General features: G+C 66.7%; 16 protein-coding genes. 7 read left to right on the forward strand and 9 right to left on the reverse strand.

The features are described from left to right. Window positions 1-47: 47 nt before the first annotated feature. The 3 genes from AB0M48_RS05415 to AB0M48_RS05425 form a co-directional block, all read right to left on the reverse strand. A complete protein-coding gene (locus AB0M48_RS05415; RefSeq protein WP_363836124.1) occupies window positions 48-1,883 on the reverse strand; it encodes a DUF1996 domain-containing protein in 1,836 nt (611 codons plus the stop codon). A gap of 424 nt (window positions 1,884-2,307) precedes the next feature. Then, entirely contained in the window at window positions 2,308-3,840 is a 1,533-nt protein-coding gene (locus AB0M48_RS05420) for an MFS transporter (RefSeq protein ID WP_363836617.1), read from the reverse strand. A gap of 155 nt (window positions 3,841-3,995) precedes the next feature. Then, on the reverse strand, window positions 3,996-4,898 hold the full coding sequence (locus tag AB0M48_RS05425; RefSeq protein WP_363836125.1) for an NAD(P)/FAD-dependent oxidoreductase: 903 nt from the start codon (window positions 4,896-4,898) through the stop codon (window positions 3,996-3,998). A 98-nt stretch (window positions 4,899-4,996) separates the two neighbouring features. Between AB0M48_RS05425 and AB0M48_RS05430 the strand changes: the two genes are divergently transcribed. Further along, complete coding sequence (locus AB0M48_RS05430; RefSeq protein WP_363836126.1) at window positions 4,997-5,578, forward strand: XRE family transcriptional regulator; 582 nt, start codon at window positions 4,997-4,999, stop codon at window positions 5,576-5,578. Window positions 5,579-6,207: 629 nt separating this feature from the next. On the opposite strand, the gene AB0M48_RS05435 is transcribed toward AB0M48_RS05430, so the two are convergent. After that, a complete protein-coding gene (locus tag AB0M48_RS05435) occupies window positions 6,208-6,357 on the reverse strand; it encodes a hypothetical protein (protein WP_363836127.1) in 150 nt (49 codons plus the stop codon). 1,066 nt (window positions 6,358-7,423) lie between these two features. Here AB0M48_RS05435 and AB0M48_RS05440 point away from each other — a divergent pair. After that, complete coding sequence (locus AB0M48_RS05440; RefSeq protein WP_363836619.1) at window positions 7,424-8,353, forward strand: cytochrome D1 domain-containing protein; 930 nt, start codon at window positions 7,424-7,426, stop codon at window positions 8,351-8,353. Between the two features lie 1,354 nt (window positions 8,354-9,707). After that, window positions 9,708-10,028: a hypothetical protein gene (locus tag AB0M48_RS05445; RefSeq protein WP_363836129.1), complete on the forward strand. Its 321-nt coding sequence runs from the start codon at window positions 9,708-9,710 to the stop codon at window positions 10,026-10,028. Window positions 10,029-10,209: 181 nt separating this feature from the next. Here the strand turns inward: AB0M48_RS05445 and AB0M48_RS05450 are convergent, their stop codons facing one another. Together AB0M48_RS05450 and AB0M48_RS05455 are read right to left on the reverse strand one after the other, a co-directional pair. Next, window positions 10,210-10,389 carry a hypothetical protein gene (locus tag AB0M48_RS05450; protein WP_363836131.1) on the reverse strand — a complete coding sequence of 60 codons (180 nt, stop codon included), beginning with the start codon at window positions 10,387-10,389 and terminating at the stop codon, window positions 10,210-10,212. A 460-nt stretch (window positions 10,390-10,849) separates the two neighbouring features. Beyond that, a complete protein-coding gene (locus AB0M48_RS05455; RefSeq protein WP_363836132.1) occupies window positions 10,850-11,668 on the reverse strand; it encodes an SAM-dependent methyltransferase in 819 nt (272 codons plus the stop codon). 210 nt (window positions 11,669-11,878) lie between these two features. On the opposite strand from AB0M48_RS05455, the gene AB0M48_RS05460 reads away from it, so the two are divergent. The 3 genes from AB0M48_RS05460 (at window position 11,879) to AB0M48_RS05470 (ending at window position 13,416) form a co-directional block, all read left to right on the forward strand. Next, window positions 11,879-12,763 carry a helix-turn-helix transcriptional regulator gene (locus tag AB0M48_RS05460; RefSeq protein ID WP_363836133.1) on the forward strand — a complete coding sequence of 295 codons (885 nt, stop codon included), beginning with the start codon at window positions 11,879-11,881 and terminating at the stop codon, window positions 12,761-12,763. A 148-nt stretch (window positions 12,764-12,911) separates the two neighbouring features. Beyond that, window positions 12,912-13,127: a DUF397 domain-containing protein gene (locus AB0M48_RS05465; protein ID WP_363836135.1), complete on the forward strand. Its 216-nt coding sequence runs from the start codon at window positions 12,912-12,914 to the stop codon at window positions 13,125-13,127. Further along, window positions 13,111-13,416: a hypothetical protein gene (locus AB0M48_RS05470; RefSeq protein ID WP_363836136.1), complete on the forward strand. Its 306-nt coding sequence runs from the start codon at window positions 13,111-13,113 to the stop codon at window positions 13,414-13,416. The genes AB0M48_RS05465 and AB0M48_RS05470 overlap by 17 nt, the downstream gene beginning before the upstream one ends. 86 nt (window positions 13,417-13,502) lie before the next feature. Here the strand turns inward: AB0M48_RS05470 and AB0M48_RS05475 are convergent, their stop codons facing one another. After that, a complete protein-coding gene (locus tag AB0M48_RS05475; RefSeq protein ID WP_363836137.1) occupies window positions 13,503-14,000 on the reverse strand; it encodes an NUDIX hydrolase in 498 nt (165 codons plus the stop codon). A 244-nt stretch (window positions 14,001-14,244) separates the two neighbouring features. Then, window positions 14,245-14,541: a VOC family protein gene (locus AB0M48_RS05480; protein ID WP_363836138.1), complete on the reverse strand. Its 297-nt coding sequence runs from the start codon at window positions 14,539-14,541 to the stop codon at window positions 14,245-14,247. Between AB0M48_RS05480 and AB0M48_RS05485 the strand changes: the two genes are divergently transcribed. Continuing rightward, window positions 14,510-15,088 (forward strand): peptidoglycan DD-metalloendopeptidase family protein, encoded by a 579-nt coding sequence (locus tag AB0M48_RS05485; RefSeq protein ID WP_363836139.1) that lies wholly within the window; start codon window positions 14,510-14,512, stop codon window positions 15,086-15,088. The genes AB0M48_RS05480 and AB0M48_RS05485 overlap by 32 nt on opposite strands. A gap of 182 nt (window positions 15,089-15,270) precedes the next feature. On the opposite strand, the gene AB0M48_RS05490 is transcribed toward AB0M48_RS05485, so the two are convergent. Continuing rightward, window positions 15,271-15,450: a hypothetical protein gene (locus tag AB0M48_RS05490; protein WP_363836140.1), complete on the reverse strand. Its 180-nt coding sequence runs from the start codon at window positions 15,448-15,450 to the stop codon at window positions 15,271-15,273. Window positions 15,451-15,848: the final 398 nt, after the last annotated feature.

Genomic DNA, 15,848 nt, shown 5'->3' on the forward strand with positions numbered 1-15,848 from the left:
GGACCTGAAGTCCGGGAAGGCTCCCCCGATGTCGAGTCAGGAGGCGGTTACGAGCACTTGCGCCCTTCGTTCACGCACTTCACGATCTTCGCCATCGTCTGGTCGGAGTTGACGTTGGCGTAGTCGTTGTGATCGGAGAACGGGTTGTGGTTCTCCTCCGGGAACGCGTCGAGCTGGTACTGGCCCTTCTGCTGGATGTCGCGGGAAATGTTGTAGGAGATGCTGATCCGCAGCTGCGGGATGGCCTTGAAGCCCTGCGGGCACGCGCCGGTCTGCTTGTCGGCGAACCGGACGTGGTCGCGGTGGTTGGCGCTGTCGGCGTTCTTGCCGTCCCAGCACCCCGCGAAGTCGTGCACCCGCATGACCTTGCTGCCGTTCGGGCAGATCACGTACTTGTCGGACAGGCGGTCCTCGAACCCGCTGCAGGTCCACGTGGCGCGGGCGTTGGCGGGACCGCGGCTGGTCGGCTTGGCGTCACCGACGACCATCTTCAGGAACTTCGGCATGGCCGTGACCTTGCTGGCCGCGTTGCCGCGGTACTCGATCTTCACCTGGGCCGGCCGGACGATCTTGCCGTTGTTGCCGACGAGTTCCAGGTTCTTGCCGGTGGGAGCGGCCAGGGGCGGCGGGGCGACGGTCGTGGTGGTGGCACCACCGTTGTTGTTGCCCCCGTTGTTGTTCCCGCCGTTGTTGTTGCCGCCGTTGTTCTCGTTGCCGCCCTCGTCGCCCTCGTTGAGACCGCACTTCGCGAGGCGGTCCAGCCCCTGCGGCTTCTCGGCGTTGCGGCCGATCGCGATCGCGATCCGGTCGAGGGTCGCGACCCGCTTGTCCTTCAACGGCCCGAGGATCGCGTTGTCGATGAAGTTCGCCCCGCCCTGCCCCTTGGTGGTCACCAGGCGCTGGTTGGCTTCGGCGATCTGCTTGTCCAGCTGGTCGAGGTTGCTGTCCACCTCGTCCAGAGCCTGGTCCGGCACGCCCGGCAGCGCCTCGCGCGCCGACGGGCACTTGATCGTCGGCGTGGCGGCGTCCTGCTCGGCGCCGTTCTGCTCGGCCTGCTGGAGAACACCGTCCGCGGCGAACTTGCGGGGCTTCGGCGAGTGGTTGCCGTGACCTTGACCGCCGCCGTGGCCCCACCGCAGGTCGCAGTCGGCGAGCGGCGTCAGGTTCGGCTTGCGCGCGGACCGGCTGAGGGCGTTCGCGATGCGTTCGAGGGTGGCGACCCGCTTGCTGCGCAGCGGGCCGAGAACGGTGTTGTTGACGAAGTTCGGGTCGCCGGGGTTCTGGGCGCGCGCCACCCGGTCGTTGGCTTCCTTGAGCTGCTGCGCGAGTTCTCGGAGGTTGCGGGTGACCTCGTCGCGCACCCGCTGCGGAACGGCGGGCAAGCGCTGGGAGACCCCAGGACACGCGACCTCGCCCGGGCCGTTCTCCTTGATCTTGTCGGGGTTGGAGCCGACGTCCTGCGGGTTGGCCTTGGTGTTGATGCGCACGACCGGCCAGAAGTAGGACGAGCGGTCACCGTTGCGGCAGGTCGTCTCCGAGTCGACCAGGCTCTCGTCGGTCGACTCCGCACTGATCGACAGGTTGCCCACGAAGTCGTGGACGTGTTGGGCACCGTGCTTCAGACCCGGCTGGGCGACCGGGTTGTCGGCACTGAACTTGCCCTGCTCGTTCGTGCCGCAGTCGACCGTGAACACGCCACCGGCGCCGTTCTTGCCGACCTTCGGCTCGACGACGTTCTTGGCGACCCGCTCAATGGGCGCGAACGCACCGAGCGGTGCAGGCTCACCGTTCTTGGCGGCCAACGCCACCGTGGCGGTACCCGCTGCGACCACGGCCACCGCCGACAACGAAGCGATCAGGCGAAACTTCCGTCTGTCCGTCACGCGGTGCGTCATACGTACTCCTCGTTCAAGCGGCGCATGTACGGGAGTACGTATGACGAGGTTCATCGGCTCAACCGAATTGTTACCGTCGACCACGACCGCCGATGCCGGTGGTACGACTGGGCCGAACGGCGGCCTCTCGATCATCAGTCGCCACGGCGACCGGCCTAGGGCGTGTCCCGTCAGTCTCGTCCGCGATAGTCGCGGCCGAGGGCCCCGGAGACGGCACCGCCGCAAAGCCCGAATACGCCCGGTACGAGGGCATTGCGGCGGCACCGCCTCCGGGACTCTCGACCGTGACTCTCATCGAACGGACCTACGGGACACGCCCTAGGGGCGCACCCGTCAGATCGGCAGCCAGCCCCAGCCGTACCGCCGCGGTTCGGCGCGGATGCCGATCTCGTCGTATCGCCCGGCTGTGCCTTCAGTGCCGCTGACCAGCGATGGGGGCGGCTGATTCGACCCGGCTCGACGTGAGAGCGGTCTCGGCGTCGTCCGCCGCGGAGCGCCCCTGCTTCTTCGGGCCTCGCACGGCGACGTAGACGGACAACACCACCATGACGGCCGCTCCCGCCCACATGGACTGCTGCCATCCATCCACAAAGGACTCGCGGGCCGCCTGGGCGATCCGTGTCGCGTGCGAGCCGGCGCTGCTCGCGACCTCGACGGCGTTGGCGACGCCTTCCCTGGCGACGTCTGCCGCCTCCCGGGGGACACCGGACAGCTTGCCGTCGATCGAGTCGCGGTAGCCGGCGGACAGAAGCGCGCCCAGCAGCGCGATGCCCAGGGCGGTGCCGAACTCGCGGGTGACATCGTTGAGCGCGGAGGCGACACCCTGCTTGTCTCGCGACAAGGAGCCGGTGATGGCCTCGGTGGAGGGCGTCATCGACAGGCCCATGCCGATGCCCATAGCGACCAGCCCCGGCAGGATCGACGAGTAGCCGCCCTCCACCGAGACGAACAGCCCCATGAACACCAGTCCCGCACCGGCCAGCGCGACGCCGGTGGTCATGGTCGCGCGGGAGCCAACACGCTCGGCCAGCTTGGCCGCGAGGCCGGAGGCCAGCATCATCGAGATCGCCATGGGCATCAGGGCCGCCGTGGACAGCAGTCCCGACCACCCCAGCACGGCCTGGAAGAACGGGAACAGCACCACGCCGATGCCCGCCTGGACGCCGAAGACCACGAGCAGCGTGAGCGAGCCGCTCGCCAGGCCGCGTTCCCGGAACAGGCGCACGTCCAACAGGGAGGCGTCGCGGCGGCGCAGTTCCCAGACCACGAAGCCGATGCCGGCGACGATGCCGACGGCGAGGCTGATCACCGTCTCGGGTGCCGTCCAGCCGCGTTCGGGCCCCTCCTGCAGCGTGAAGATGAGGCCGACGACGGCGACGGTGGAGAGCAGCGCACCGACGGTGTCGAAGGGGTGAGCCGAGCGCTCGCGGGAATTGGGCACCGACTTCACCGTCGTCACGAGCGCCACGACGATCAGCGCGGTCGGGAGCGCGAACAACCAGCGCCAGTCGGCGATGTCGACCAAGAACGCGGAGAGGAACATGCCCAGGACGCCGCCGCCTCCCGCGACGGCCGTCCACACGCCGATGGCTTTGCCGCGCCGTTCCTCGGGGAAGGTGGAGGTGATGACGGCCAGGGTGATCGGCATGATCATCGCGGCGCCGACACCGCTGAGCGCGCGTGCCGCGATCATGACCTCGGCGCTCGGGGACAGTGCCGCCACCACGTTCGCGATGCCGAACAACGTGAGCCCGGCGGTCAACATGGGCTTGCGCCCCAGGCGGTCACCGATCGCGCCGAGTGGCAGCAGCAGCGCGGCCAGGGACAGCGTGTAGATGTTGATGATCCACAGAACCGTGCCCAGCGAGGCCCCGAACTCGACGGCCATGTGAGTCTGCGCGACGCTGAGGCCCGAGACCGAGGCGACGACGGCCATCAATGACATGGACACAGAGATGAGGATGGTGCGCAGCTGACCCGCGTCCGGTGTGGCAACCCCTTGTGCGGGCTGGTTGGTGCTCATCGGTTCCTCTCGAAGGCATGGGAGATCGCGGCGCCGGGCGATGTCCAGACGCCGGAAGTGGTTGGGGGAAATACAGGTCAGCCGGTGGTGACGCGGTTCAGCGCCGCGTCGGTGTCGGCCGTGACGAGCAGCGAGTTGATGTGCGCGGCGGCCAGGGCACCGGCCGCGGCGGAGGCGCCCATGTTGTCGGGCAGGTCTTCCATCGGCAGCTTCAGCCCGTCCAGTCCGCCGGTGCGGGCCTGCATCCGGTTGGCGACCGCGAGAATGCTCCTGGCGATGATCGAACCGTCGGCCAAGCGCAGGCCGGCGACACTGCCGTCGTCGCCCGCCAGGACCTCTTCCACCGCGATGTCGACGATGCGAACACCCCTGGCGGCAAAGCGTTCGCGGGTGTTCTCGTCGAGTTCGCCGTCGCGGGTGAAGTAGATGAGGTCGTCACTCAACTGCCGGAACAGCAGGGCGTGGCGGACGGACGCGGGGCCGGTGGCGAGGACGCCGATGGCCTCGTCCCGCACTTCCCACCCGTGGCAGTGCGCGACACCGCGGCCCCAGTGCTCGGCGAGCCCCGGCACGTCGGGCAGCACGTCCCGCAGACCGGTGGCCACCAGGATCCGACGCGCCGTGACGGTCCTGTCGTCGGACAGGGTGACGGTGAAGCGCAGGTCGCCGTCGTCCGACGCCCCGGCGGGCTCCGCCGCGGCCACCTCACCGAAGACGACCTTGCCGCCGTAGTAGCGCACCTGCTCGCGTCCGCGCTCCAGGATCTCGGCGGGCGGCATACCGTCCAGCACGACGAAGCCGTGCATGGCCTCGGCCGGTGCGTCGTGAGGATTACCACTGTCAACCACGACGACGGAGCGGCGAGAGCGCGCGAGCATCAGCGCACCGTTCAAGCCGGCCGCTCCCCCGCCGACCACCACAACGTCCACGGTCTCGCCGGTCAGCGCGTCGCTCGCGTACTCGGAAGCCAGTGCAGACATCCCGGCGCGTCCTTTCTGTCGTGCATGGCCCGAGCCGTTCCAGGACCATCTGCCACGAGAGTAAGCAGGACTTGCGCGGCTGGCATACCATCTTGCCTATGACGCAAGAAGAAGGCGCGCTGGACGGCCTCGTGCGCAAACGGATCCGGGCCCTGCGGGTCGCACAGGGCCTGTCCCTGGAGGAACTGGCCAAGCGAGTCCACCTGGGACAGTCCTCGCTGAGCCGCATCGAGAACGGCCAGCGCCGCCTGGCACTGGACCAGCTAGTCGCCCTGGCCCGCGCCTTGGACACCACTCTCGACCAGCTGGTCGAGAACGCGGCGGATGATGTCGTCATCAGTCCGATGAACCACGGCGCCCACGGCCTGAGCTGGCCGATCAAGGGCGACCCCGCCATGAGCGTCATGCGCCGGCGGTTGACCGAGCCACCACCGGACAATCCCGCCAAGATGCGCGCTCACCCCGGCAGGGAGTGGCTGGTAGTGCTGTCCGGCACCGCGACCCTGCTGCTCGGCGACCGCAGCTTCCGCGTCGAGACCAATCGTGCCGCCGAGTTCCCGACCATGATGCCGCATGCCATCGGGGCGGCAGGCCGCCCGTGCGAGGTGATGTTCATCTTCGACCGGGACGCCCGTCGCGGCCATCGCGAGACCGACGTCCCCGAGGACAACGACTCATGACAACACCACCTGCGACGAACTCGCCACCGCCCTCGACGGCACCGGCGATTCCGCAGGCAAGGGCCTCAACCACCTCGTTGGCCGCCTCGGCGAAGCCTTTGACCTCGGCCCGCTCCGCAAGTCCGCTCAACGGATGAGACTGGAGACCAAGCAGTTCCGCGACGCGGGTAAGCTCAAATGGCCCGACACAGCGGTAGGGCCGTTCTTTCACCGGCACAACAGTCTATGAGGCTCCGCAGGGGAGTCGAACATGCCTCCGCCAACACCAGACCGTGCCCGTGATGCACGCGGCCATCGCGATGAACGACATTTTCTCGCTGGCCAGTTAGATCGTTGTCGCTCATTAGTCACTCAGGTCCCCAAATGGCCCCCGGCAAGATCACTGGCGTGAGCGAATCACGACATGCAAAGGCCCTTTGATCAGGCGTTATGCCACGATCAGAGGGCCTTTCACGACCGTCGGGACGACAGGATTTGAACCTGCGACCCTTGACCCCCAGTCCACAAAGGACTCCGAGCTATGGAAGATCAAATTCTCCAGGCGCCGGGCAGTGCGGCACGGCGCAGATCGACCACACCAGAAGACGGGTTCTGGGGCGACAAGGCTGAACCACGGCCGCCATGTCAGGTCACGCGCGACGAGCCGCGTACGGCTCGTCATCGTCGTGGTGCAGCAGAGCACTTGAGGTCAACATCAACAGCACCTTCAGCGCGACGTCGCGGCTGAGGCTCGACTGCGCGCTGCGGGCGATCTCACCGAGGTCGGCCAGCGCCGCCATCACGTCCCTGCTGCGTCATTCCTACCGGGCTCGACCTGCCCGGCACGGTCAAAGGAGTGTTCCACGGGCGGTTCCCCGCCGCGGAGGGCGAGGGCTCGGCGTCGCCAACTACGCGATCGGCTATGCCGACGGTCGCCAGAACAAGCTCTACGTGGTGGACCAGCTGGTCCCGTTCTGGGCACTGAGGAGGCGTTAGATCGTTCCAGAAGCCAACTGTGGCAGTGGGCCATGTCGTGCACGGATCACGACCTCCGACACGGCGGTTATGCAGATCTGCCGCAAGTGGGCACCCGTGACCGTTCCCAGCTCAGCGCCTCGAACTTCTGCGCGACCGCGGTCCGGTGCGGGCCGCGGTCGGCGGCAGGCCGGCCGCCTGAGAGCATCGATCGATGCCCCTGCCGGCATGTCGCCACACCGACGTCGACCTCCTCAGCCCCTGGGAGCTGCTCCGGAAGTCTGTGTGTGCCGGCTGCGACGTCGTCATCGATGCCATGGGAAGGAGCGGCGCGGAAGGCGACGGTCGGCCACGACGGCAGCCGCTGCGGGACCGGTGCGCGCCCTGCACTGCGTCGACACCCTCGTTGTCGAGCAGTTCGCCGTCACCGGCACTGGCCTCGGTCAGGCCGTCGGTGTGGAGCAGCTGGGTCTGACCGGGTTCAGGCCGACGGTGGCGAGGGCGAAGCGCGCGTTCGGCCGCCCCCGCATTCCACCTGAAAGGGCGGCCGACGGCGGGAAAACACTGTTCAACCCGTTCGCGCGAACACGTCGCTCTGACGAGGTACTCCCGCCCACTTCACTCAGCGGAGCCGATGACTAGGCCATTAGTGTCAGCGGCGAGCATGGAGCAATTTGGTCATCGACGCCCCTCCATCTGCTCCAGCGCCACGAGCGCGGTGACGAGCGGGCAGGTCCGGAGGACTCTCCGCGTTCAGCTCGGCACGTTTCGCATGATCACCAGTAATCGAGGAGGTTGTTGATGGAGTTTGTAGCCGAGCTGAAACTCTACTCACAGTTGTGTGCTTCCACTATCAAGCGTAAGCGGTTCACGCGAATAGGCGTGATCGCGATGGTGATCGTGTTCTTCATGCCACCAGCGCCCGTGTCCGCTCTGCGCTACCCGCCGCGTGTCCAGGTCTTCGTCGCCAACAGCGGTGCTGACGTGACCGCCGTTTATGACACGCGACTGGGTGAGGTGGTGGCGACAGTGCCGGTCGGTCACTCACCGGTCGGGGTGGGCGTCGCGGTGGACGGCGATCTGGTGTACGTGACCAACGAGTTGTCCGACACGGTCTCGGTGATCAACGCCAGGACGTACAAGGTGGTGGCCACCGTGCCGGTCGGGCAGCACCCGTTCGGCGTCGCCGTCACCTCCACCCATGCCTACGTGACCAACTTCGGTTCGAACACCGTCACCGTCATCGACGTGCGGACCAACGCGGCCGTGCTGGAGATTCCAGTCGGCAGGTTCCCGCACACACCGGTGACAAGCCCGGACGGCAAGCGCGTCTACGTCACCAACAACGGCGCCCAGAGCATGACGGTGATCGACACCAAGAGCCAGAAACCGATCGCCACCGTCCCTGTGGGCCGTTTCCCCGCCGGTGTGGCTACGAGTCCGAGCGGCGACCGGGTGTACGTGGCCAACACCGGCTCGGACACGGTGACCGTCATCGACGCGCGCGACCTCGACCCGATCAAGTCGACGACCGTCGGCAAGTCGCCGATGGGGGTCTCGGTCACCCCACGCGGTCGGGTGCACGTGGCAAATGCGGGATCGGACACGGTGACCGTTCTCGACCGATCCGGCGACCCGGTTGTTCCCGCTGTCCCGGTGGCGCAGCAGCCCGAGGGAACGGCCGCCAGCCCCGACGACAGTTTCGTCTACGTGACCAACTCCGCTGCCGGGCTCATGTCGATCATCGATGCGGGCACCGGGACGCTGGTCACCACGGTGCCGATCGGCCGTGAGCCCGAAGGCCTCGCCGTGACCTCCTGACCGCTTCGCAGACCAGCCCTCAACAGCGATGACCCCGCGGTTGACCGCCATGTCCCCTCCCGGCCCGGCGCACCACCTCGCCTTACCGTCGTCCTCCAGCACCTCACCCGTGCGCCCCGACCTGCGGTTTGGGCATCCTCGACATCAGGTTCTGCCCGGACGACAAGATCCCTTCATCCATCGCCAACCGGTACACGCGCAGCAGCGCGTTACGTGTGATGTACCGCGCCGGCACCGTCGGCGTGGTTCCGGCGTCGTTGCGCGATGACGCGGACGTGCTCGTACAGTTCGTCCACATCGCGCGGGGTCGGCTCGTGCAGCCCGCGCGTGCCCCAGCATGTGACGATCGTGTTCAGTAGGCGTGGTAGATGACCCGCGACGCCGGAGGCGCTGCGTCACGCACGAGGGCATGAACTGCTCGAAGGTCGGTATGTTCTGCGGGAGCACGGCAGCCAGGAGTTCTTCCGGCTCCATGTTCAAGTGCCGCATCATCGGCCCGGCTGCCGACATGAAGCCCACGCCCGGATGAGAGCTCGCCATCGTCAGCAGAGTCGGCGGTCGTCGAAACGTCGAGACCAGGCAGCGCACCGGTGGACGCATCCGCTCCACGATCCCTTCTGGGATCGGGTAGCGCCTGGTCCAGGGTCTCGAGGCTGTGCAGTACCACGGCGGACATCCACGGCACCGCCACCACCAGTACCGCGTCGCCGGCGTCGTAGCCGCATCAGTGCCGCAATGGCGCGGGTATCAGCACCATGTTGCGGGCGGTCAGCGTCCAGGCGCGCGACTGTCTGGCAACCCGCAGACCGCGGCTACGCCTTGTTCCAGTTGCTGGCCGGCCCTGTGGTGAGCCTCACCCCTCATCGCGACGATCACCACATACCTGGACCGCAACCCCGCCGGAAGCCCGACCGCACGCAGCCGGCCCGGCTGAGTGCCTGAAGTGAGCTGGCGTGCCGAGAATTGCGCCTGTGACGCGCCAACGGCGACAGTCGATGAAATCACCATGACCCCCACGGCCGCGATTCGGCCCAACAGTGCTCGATTCGACAGACTTCGCTCGAATCTGTCGCTTCATATTCGCGAGTAAATTGCCGAGAGTCTGGTACTCGAGCCGGACTTTGTGGTCTTGACCGGCAAAGGAGTGTTGGAAGACGAGCGCGGCCAGCGAACGATCATGAGTAGTTGTGTGGACAACTCAAGATCAGGTGGTGGTCGCGCGGGCGCCGGCGTAGACCCCGCGGCGGGTGTGGATCCCGTTGGCTGGCGGGAGAAGCTCGACGGGCTACGTGAAGCGCGACGCCCAGTCAAACGAGCAACCCCCGCTCACACTGAGGTAGATGTGGAGACGACCATGCTGGCTGCCGTGCCCAGGCCGATTCCGAGCAGCCGCAACCATTCGACCGGGTCGAACTCGCTCATGACGTGCGGGCGGATGCGGTGCAACATCTCGGCGGCCGGCGCGGCGGAGCGCACGGTGTGGCGGTGGGTCGCGGGTGCGCGCATCCGGACTGAGCGGCCGGTGCGGGCATGGTTCGTGATCGACGACCAGGCGCTACGGCGGACAACCCGCCGCGACGAGCGTGGTGACCACCAGTTCCGGCTCGCGAACCAACTGAGCAGCGGTCAGTACGATCTGGTCGCCCTCGCCCCTTCTGGCGCGGAAACCCGCTGACAGCAAAGCATTCTCGGCCGCGGCAGCGTCACGAACGGACACGCTCAGCCTCTGTTGAACGTGCTCGGCGAGGTGGTCCGCGGCAAGCTCGCGGACAAGTCGTCCTTAGTCGATCACCCCGGCACGGGTGGCCAGTCGCGCGACCTCCGTCAGGATATGACTCGACAAGCTGCCCCGACCTTCACGCAGTACACGTGCGTTCGATCTTCGACACCGGCAATCTGCGGCCAGACGGTTCCACATAACGAGTGGAGAACTCCCGCGGACCGAGTTGCTCCACCTGGACCCATCCGAACGTCTCAACGAACTCCGCCACGTCGTCCGGCTCCAGACCGAACTTCCACATGCGCCGCTTGGTCACGAACTCGCGGTAACCGGCCTCGGCACCTCACACGGCATACCTGTACTCGCTGCCCCTCCGAAGATGCGGGTGGCACGACGCCGCTCCGCCGTCGAGTGAACAGGAGGATGCCGTGTGCTCCGCGTCCTTCGCACCGCACGGTGTTCTACTCGGCTCCAACATGTCATGAGGGCCGAACACCACGTCGATCAACGCTCCCGGCCCGGCATTCCACCAACGCCGACAGCCTCAGCACCGTGGCAACTCACCTACTCGCCTTCCGGCCGAAGAATCCAGCTGGCTCCGCGGCATCGGCGACCGCCAGACCCGTGTTGTCCACGTGACCAAGCAGCCCACGCCACCAGGATCCGGGGCACCCCGAGCCTGCCACCGTGCGTTTCAACCAATCCCCCGCAGCGCCAGCGGAGCTGACCTGCCGGCAACGTGGCCTCGGACGGTGACTCGCCGCCAACCGCCGGGGTCAGGGCTTGCGACCCACAGCGCCTGCGATGCAGTACGACACGGGGGGAAGTGGCGTGATGCGCGGACCGTCCGGCCACCAGTCCGCGCACAGCGTCAGGCCGGGGTCGACTAGTTCGAGTCCGGCCATCATGCCCTCGATCTCGTCGCGGGTGCGGAAACGGCCGGTGCCCATCGGGCTGTGCAGGAACGTGTCTTCCATGCGACGGGCGAGATCGCTGTGCTCAGCGGTCTGCGGATCGAGGAAGTGGCTGAGTGCCACGTAGGAACCCGACGGCAGCGCGTCGATGTACTCGCGCATGATCTCTTGTGGGCTGATCTCACCATCGTAGTGGTGCAAAGTACCGAGCTGGAAGAACGCGATCGGCTCCGTGAAGTCGATGTGCTTTCGCACGATCGGATCCTCGAGGATCTCACGGGGGTGGAAGATGTTCGCGGCCGAGAAGTGCGTCTGGTCGTTCTCCTCGAGCAACGCCCGGCCGTGCGCGAGCACCACAGGGTCGTTGTCGATGTACACCACGCGCGCTTCCGGCTGGATCCGCTGCACCACCTGATGGGTGTTCTCCGCCGTGGGCAGACCCGATCCGCAGTCGAGGTACTGGGTGATGCCCGCCTGGCCGGCGATGAAGCGGGTGGCACGGATCAGAAAGTTGCGGTTGTCGAACGCGAGGGTCCGCGCTTCCGGCGCGACCTGCTGCACCCGCCGCAGCACCTCACGGTCGATCTCGTAGTTGTCCTTGCCGTTCAGGAAAGCGTCGTAAACCCTGGCGATACTCGCCTTGGTCGTGTCGATGTAGACGGGCACATCGGTCTCGGGCATCACAAACCTCACAGGCATAGACAGGGTACGGCGCCTGTGCATCAGATCACACGGCGCCCAGGGCGTGGACATGGACCAAATGCGTGAATGTTCTGCAGTGCACGTACAGTGATCAACTCAGCGCCGATGGTTCCTGGGCAACCGCTTTTCGGGTGGACTGTTCTACCTGCACTGGCGCGCGCGAGGCCGGAACGCTAAAGAGGAGCCCTGATGGTGACTGCTGACTCCAACTCCTCGGCGAACGCACGGCCTGGTGGGCCGACGGCGCTGCGCATCGTGCTCGGCGCTCAGTTGCGCAGGCTCCGTGAGGCTGCGGAAATTTCGCGCAGTGAAGCGGGTTTCGCAATCCGCGGATCCGAGTCGAAGATCAGCCGGCTGGAGCTCGGCCGTGTCGGGTTGAAGGACCGCGATGTCGCCGATCTGCTCACCATGTACGGGATCACCGGCCAGGCGGATCGGGACCTGTTTCTCGAGATGGTCGCTCGCTCGAACCAGCCAGGCTGGTGGCATCGCTACACCGACTTGATGCCGGACTGGTTCCAGGATTACGTCGGCCTGGAAGAAGCCGCGTCGAGAATCCTCACCTACGAGCTGCAGTTCGTGCCCGGCCTGTTGCAGACTGAGGATTACGCACGGGCCATCTCTAGCCGCGGTCGCCCGGAAGTCGCGGACAAGGCGGTCGAACAGCGCGTCACCCTGCGCATGCACCGGCAGCAGATCCTGGCCAGGCCCGGCGCACCCCGCCTGTGGGCGGTGATCGACGAGTCGGTGCTGTATCGGCCGATCGGCGGCGTGTCGGTGTTGCGCGGTCAGCTCGAACACCTGCTCACCGTCACCAAGCAGAAGCACATCACCCTGCAGGTTCTGCCGTACTCCCTGAGCGGCTACGCGGCCGAGGGCTCGTTCGCCATGCTGCGGTTCGACGAGCCGGAACTGCCGGACATCGTCTACATCGAGCACGGCGGCGGTGCTCTGTATCTCGACCGAAGCAAGGAACTCGAGCTGTACGGCCGGATGTTCGACCGGCTGACCATCGACGCCCACACGCCGGATCACACACGTCAGGTGCTGACCAAGCGTCTCGCCGAGCTTTAGCTCCGCGGTCACCCCATCGAGCGTGCATCTGCACGTGCATTTACCCGTGCAAGTGCTTCTGCTACCGTGCGTGCACGGTCAGATGCACGTGCAGATGCACCGTCCCTGGGGAGGCGGAATGACTACGAGAGATGCGATCCACAGTGGGATGTCGGCCGCCCTGGTGCCCGAGGCGATGTGGCGGAAAAGCAGGCACAGCGGTGCGACCGGCAACTGCATGGAACTCGCCCAGCTCGACGGCGGCCACATCGCTGTGCGGAATTCCCGCTTCCCGGAGGGCCCCGCGCTGATACTCACCACCGCGGAGGTCGCGGCCTTTCTGGCGGGTGCGAAGGAGGGAGAGTTCGATGACTTTGTCGCGTGACGCCGCAGCGAGCGCCACGGTCCGGCTCAACGCGCTGATCCTGCGAGGCTTCCAGTTCCTCTATCCGCGAGACCACAAAGGTGAGCTCGCCGCCGTCGTGGGTGTCCGCGCCCATGACAACGTCATCGACATCGTCCGTCTGCATGACGAGAACGACGCGATCGCAACGAGGATGCCTGCGGACGAGGTCAACGTCCTGGTGCCGACGCGGTACTCGTGGCAGCGCACCGGCCCCGCCTGCCGCGTGATCGAAGAGCTGCTGGAACTGCCTGACGACCGCATCGCCTGACCTCGAACCGCTGCCCGGTATCCGGCTACAGTAACCCTGGCGCCAACCCCGGCCTCCTCAAATGCCTGTGGGGTGCCGAACACGGCCTAGCTGAGCCAGCAGCCTGACCTGCGTATCAGGCTGCGTCTGGCGATCTCCGCGTCCAGCGGGCTCATGTCCTCACCCACCGGTTCCGATGGTGGCCACCATCGGAAGTCCAGCGCTTCGTCGTTCAGGGTCAGCCGGGGCACCACCTGGAGTTCAATCCGATAGAGAGCCAGGAGTTCCCGGCGTTCCGGCTTCGTGAGATCGAACTCAGCGACGCCGACGAAGGTCAGGTCCGCCAGGTGGATGCCGGTCTCCTCGCGCAACTCCCGCACCGCGGCCTGGCGCATGGTCTCCCCCGGCTCTCGCGTTCCTCCTGGTAACTCCCACTGCTTCCGCCAACTGTCGAACATCATCAGGACGGCGTTCGCGTGAGTGACGACGACCAGCGACGCGGGCACGGCCACCTGCTCGACGAGACGTGCCAGATCCTCTTCGGCGACGAACCGAAAGCCGACCAAGGCGTTGCCGGCACGATCACGGATCGGAAGTTCGGCCATGACGCCAATCCAACCGCAGGACCGGGAGAAGCACGCGCGACAGGGACCGCGAGTCCAGTTTCGAGCCCGAGATCATGCCCAACCGGCAGAAACTCCCAGGCGGTGTGGACGAAAGGTGATCTCGTTGGCTGCCAAGGGATTGCTCCGACCACATCGACGCGATCACCGAGGACGGGCCGCTCGCGCTGACCCGCCGGCAGAGCGAGCGGAGGCCTCAGACGGATTCCGAGGCCCCCAACGTCTCTCAGGCGCGGTAGCCGTAGTCCACGAGCTCGACCAGCAGCCCCGTCGACGGCCCGAGGTGCGCGAACGCCACCCGCAGCCCAGGCCGTCCGCCCTGACAGGGCTTCTCGTCGACCGGGATCGCGCCGCGGTCCTGCAACGCCGCCAGGTCGGCGTCGATGTCGTCCACCTCGAACGCCACGTGGTTCAAGCCAGGCCCCAGCCGCTCGAGGTGCCCGTGCACGGCGGCGTTCTCGCGGAGCGGCGCGACCAGTTCGATCGAGGTCGTGTCGCGGGCACTGCCAGAACCCGTCACCATCCAGCACGACGACGGCTACCGCACCCAGTACATGCACCTGTCGCAGTTCGTGCTGGCCACCGGCGCGCGGATCGGCATGGGCGGGGCGGTCGGGCTGTCCGGCGGCGCGACAGGAGCACCCGGATCGGGCTCGTCCACCGGCCCGCACCTGCACTGGCACATGATCAACCCGAGCGGCACGCGCATCAACCCGCTGACCTACCTGGGCGGTGGTGGCAGCACGGGCCTGCCGAAGACCACCACCGAGCAGGACGGTGTCCCCGGTCCGATCATGTGGAAGCGCGCACAGAACTGGCTGCGCATCGAGCACGGGTACACCGGGCCGATCGACGGTGCGCCGGGGGTGAACACCTACGCGGCGTTGCAGCGGGCCATGCGCGGCTACGGCTACACGGGACCGATCGACGGCGTGCCAGGCGGGAACACGTGGGCGGCGGTGCAGCGACTGGCCGCGCAGTGGGGTTACACCGGCCCGATCGACGGTGCGATGGGGCCCAACTCGTGGCGTGGCTTCGCACGCTTCCTCAACCAGGACAAGTACAACTGAAGCCGAGTCCGATTCACCCGATGCAGCTTCACCGGCGCCGGTCCGCCGGGCCGGTCCGCCGGGGTCGGGCAAAGGTAGCCCGAACTACCTGGTCAGAGCGATCATCGCGTGGTCATGCGAGCAGCGAGTTCGTTCGCGCTCGGCGTCCGGGGTGTGCGTGCCGAAGACCGCGTCCGTGCGGGTCAAGCCGGATGGCGATACTCATGGATGACTCCACCGAGACGGTCCTGTCGATCTATGGTGAGCCGTTCGATCCGGCCGGGTTCAAGAGGCAGCGCGTGCGTTAATGGGCCTGATTCCAGCGTGCGGTCCAGCAGTTCAACGCGGAGTGCCTTGACCCAGCGTTCCATGATCGAGTTCATGCGAGGTGTCCGGACAACGGTCGGCACCTGGCGATCCCGGCGGTGCCGAAGATTTTGTCGATCAGAGCGGGGTATTGGGCGTCGCGGTCACGGGTGAGGAACCTGATCCGGGTCAGATGTCCGGTGTCTTCGAGGTCCATGAGCAGGTTGCGGATGGACTGGGTGATCCAGACATGGGCGGGGTGCGCGGTAGCTCCAGAATCGCTCCAGCACGATCAGTGTGAGAACACCGTCACTCACGAACACAACCTGACCAACCCCGACGCTGGGGGCCTCCTACCACTCGAGGCGCTTTGCAGATAAGCGATCGAAGTCCGAAACAACGCAGCCAAGGTGACGCTTTCCGCCGATACAGTTAAACCAGCAGGTGTCGCGGTCGTGGCGATAGGTGCCGATGG

This window comes from Lentzea sp. NPDC051208 (genome assembly GCF_040682435.1).
GTDB classification, from domain to species: domain Bacteria; phylum Actinomycetota; class Actinomycetes; order Mycobacteriales; family Pseudonocardiaceae; genus Lentzea; species Lentzea kristufekii.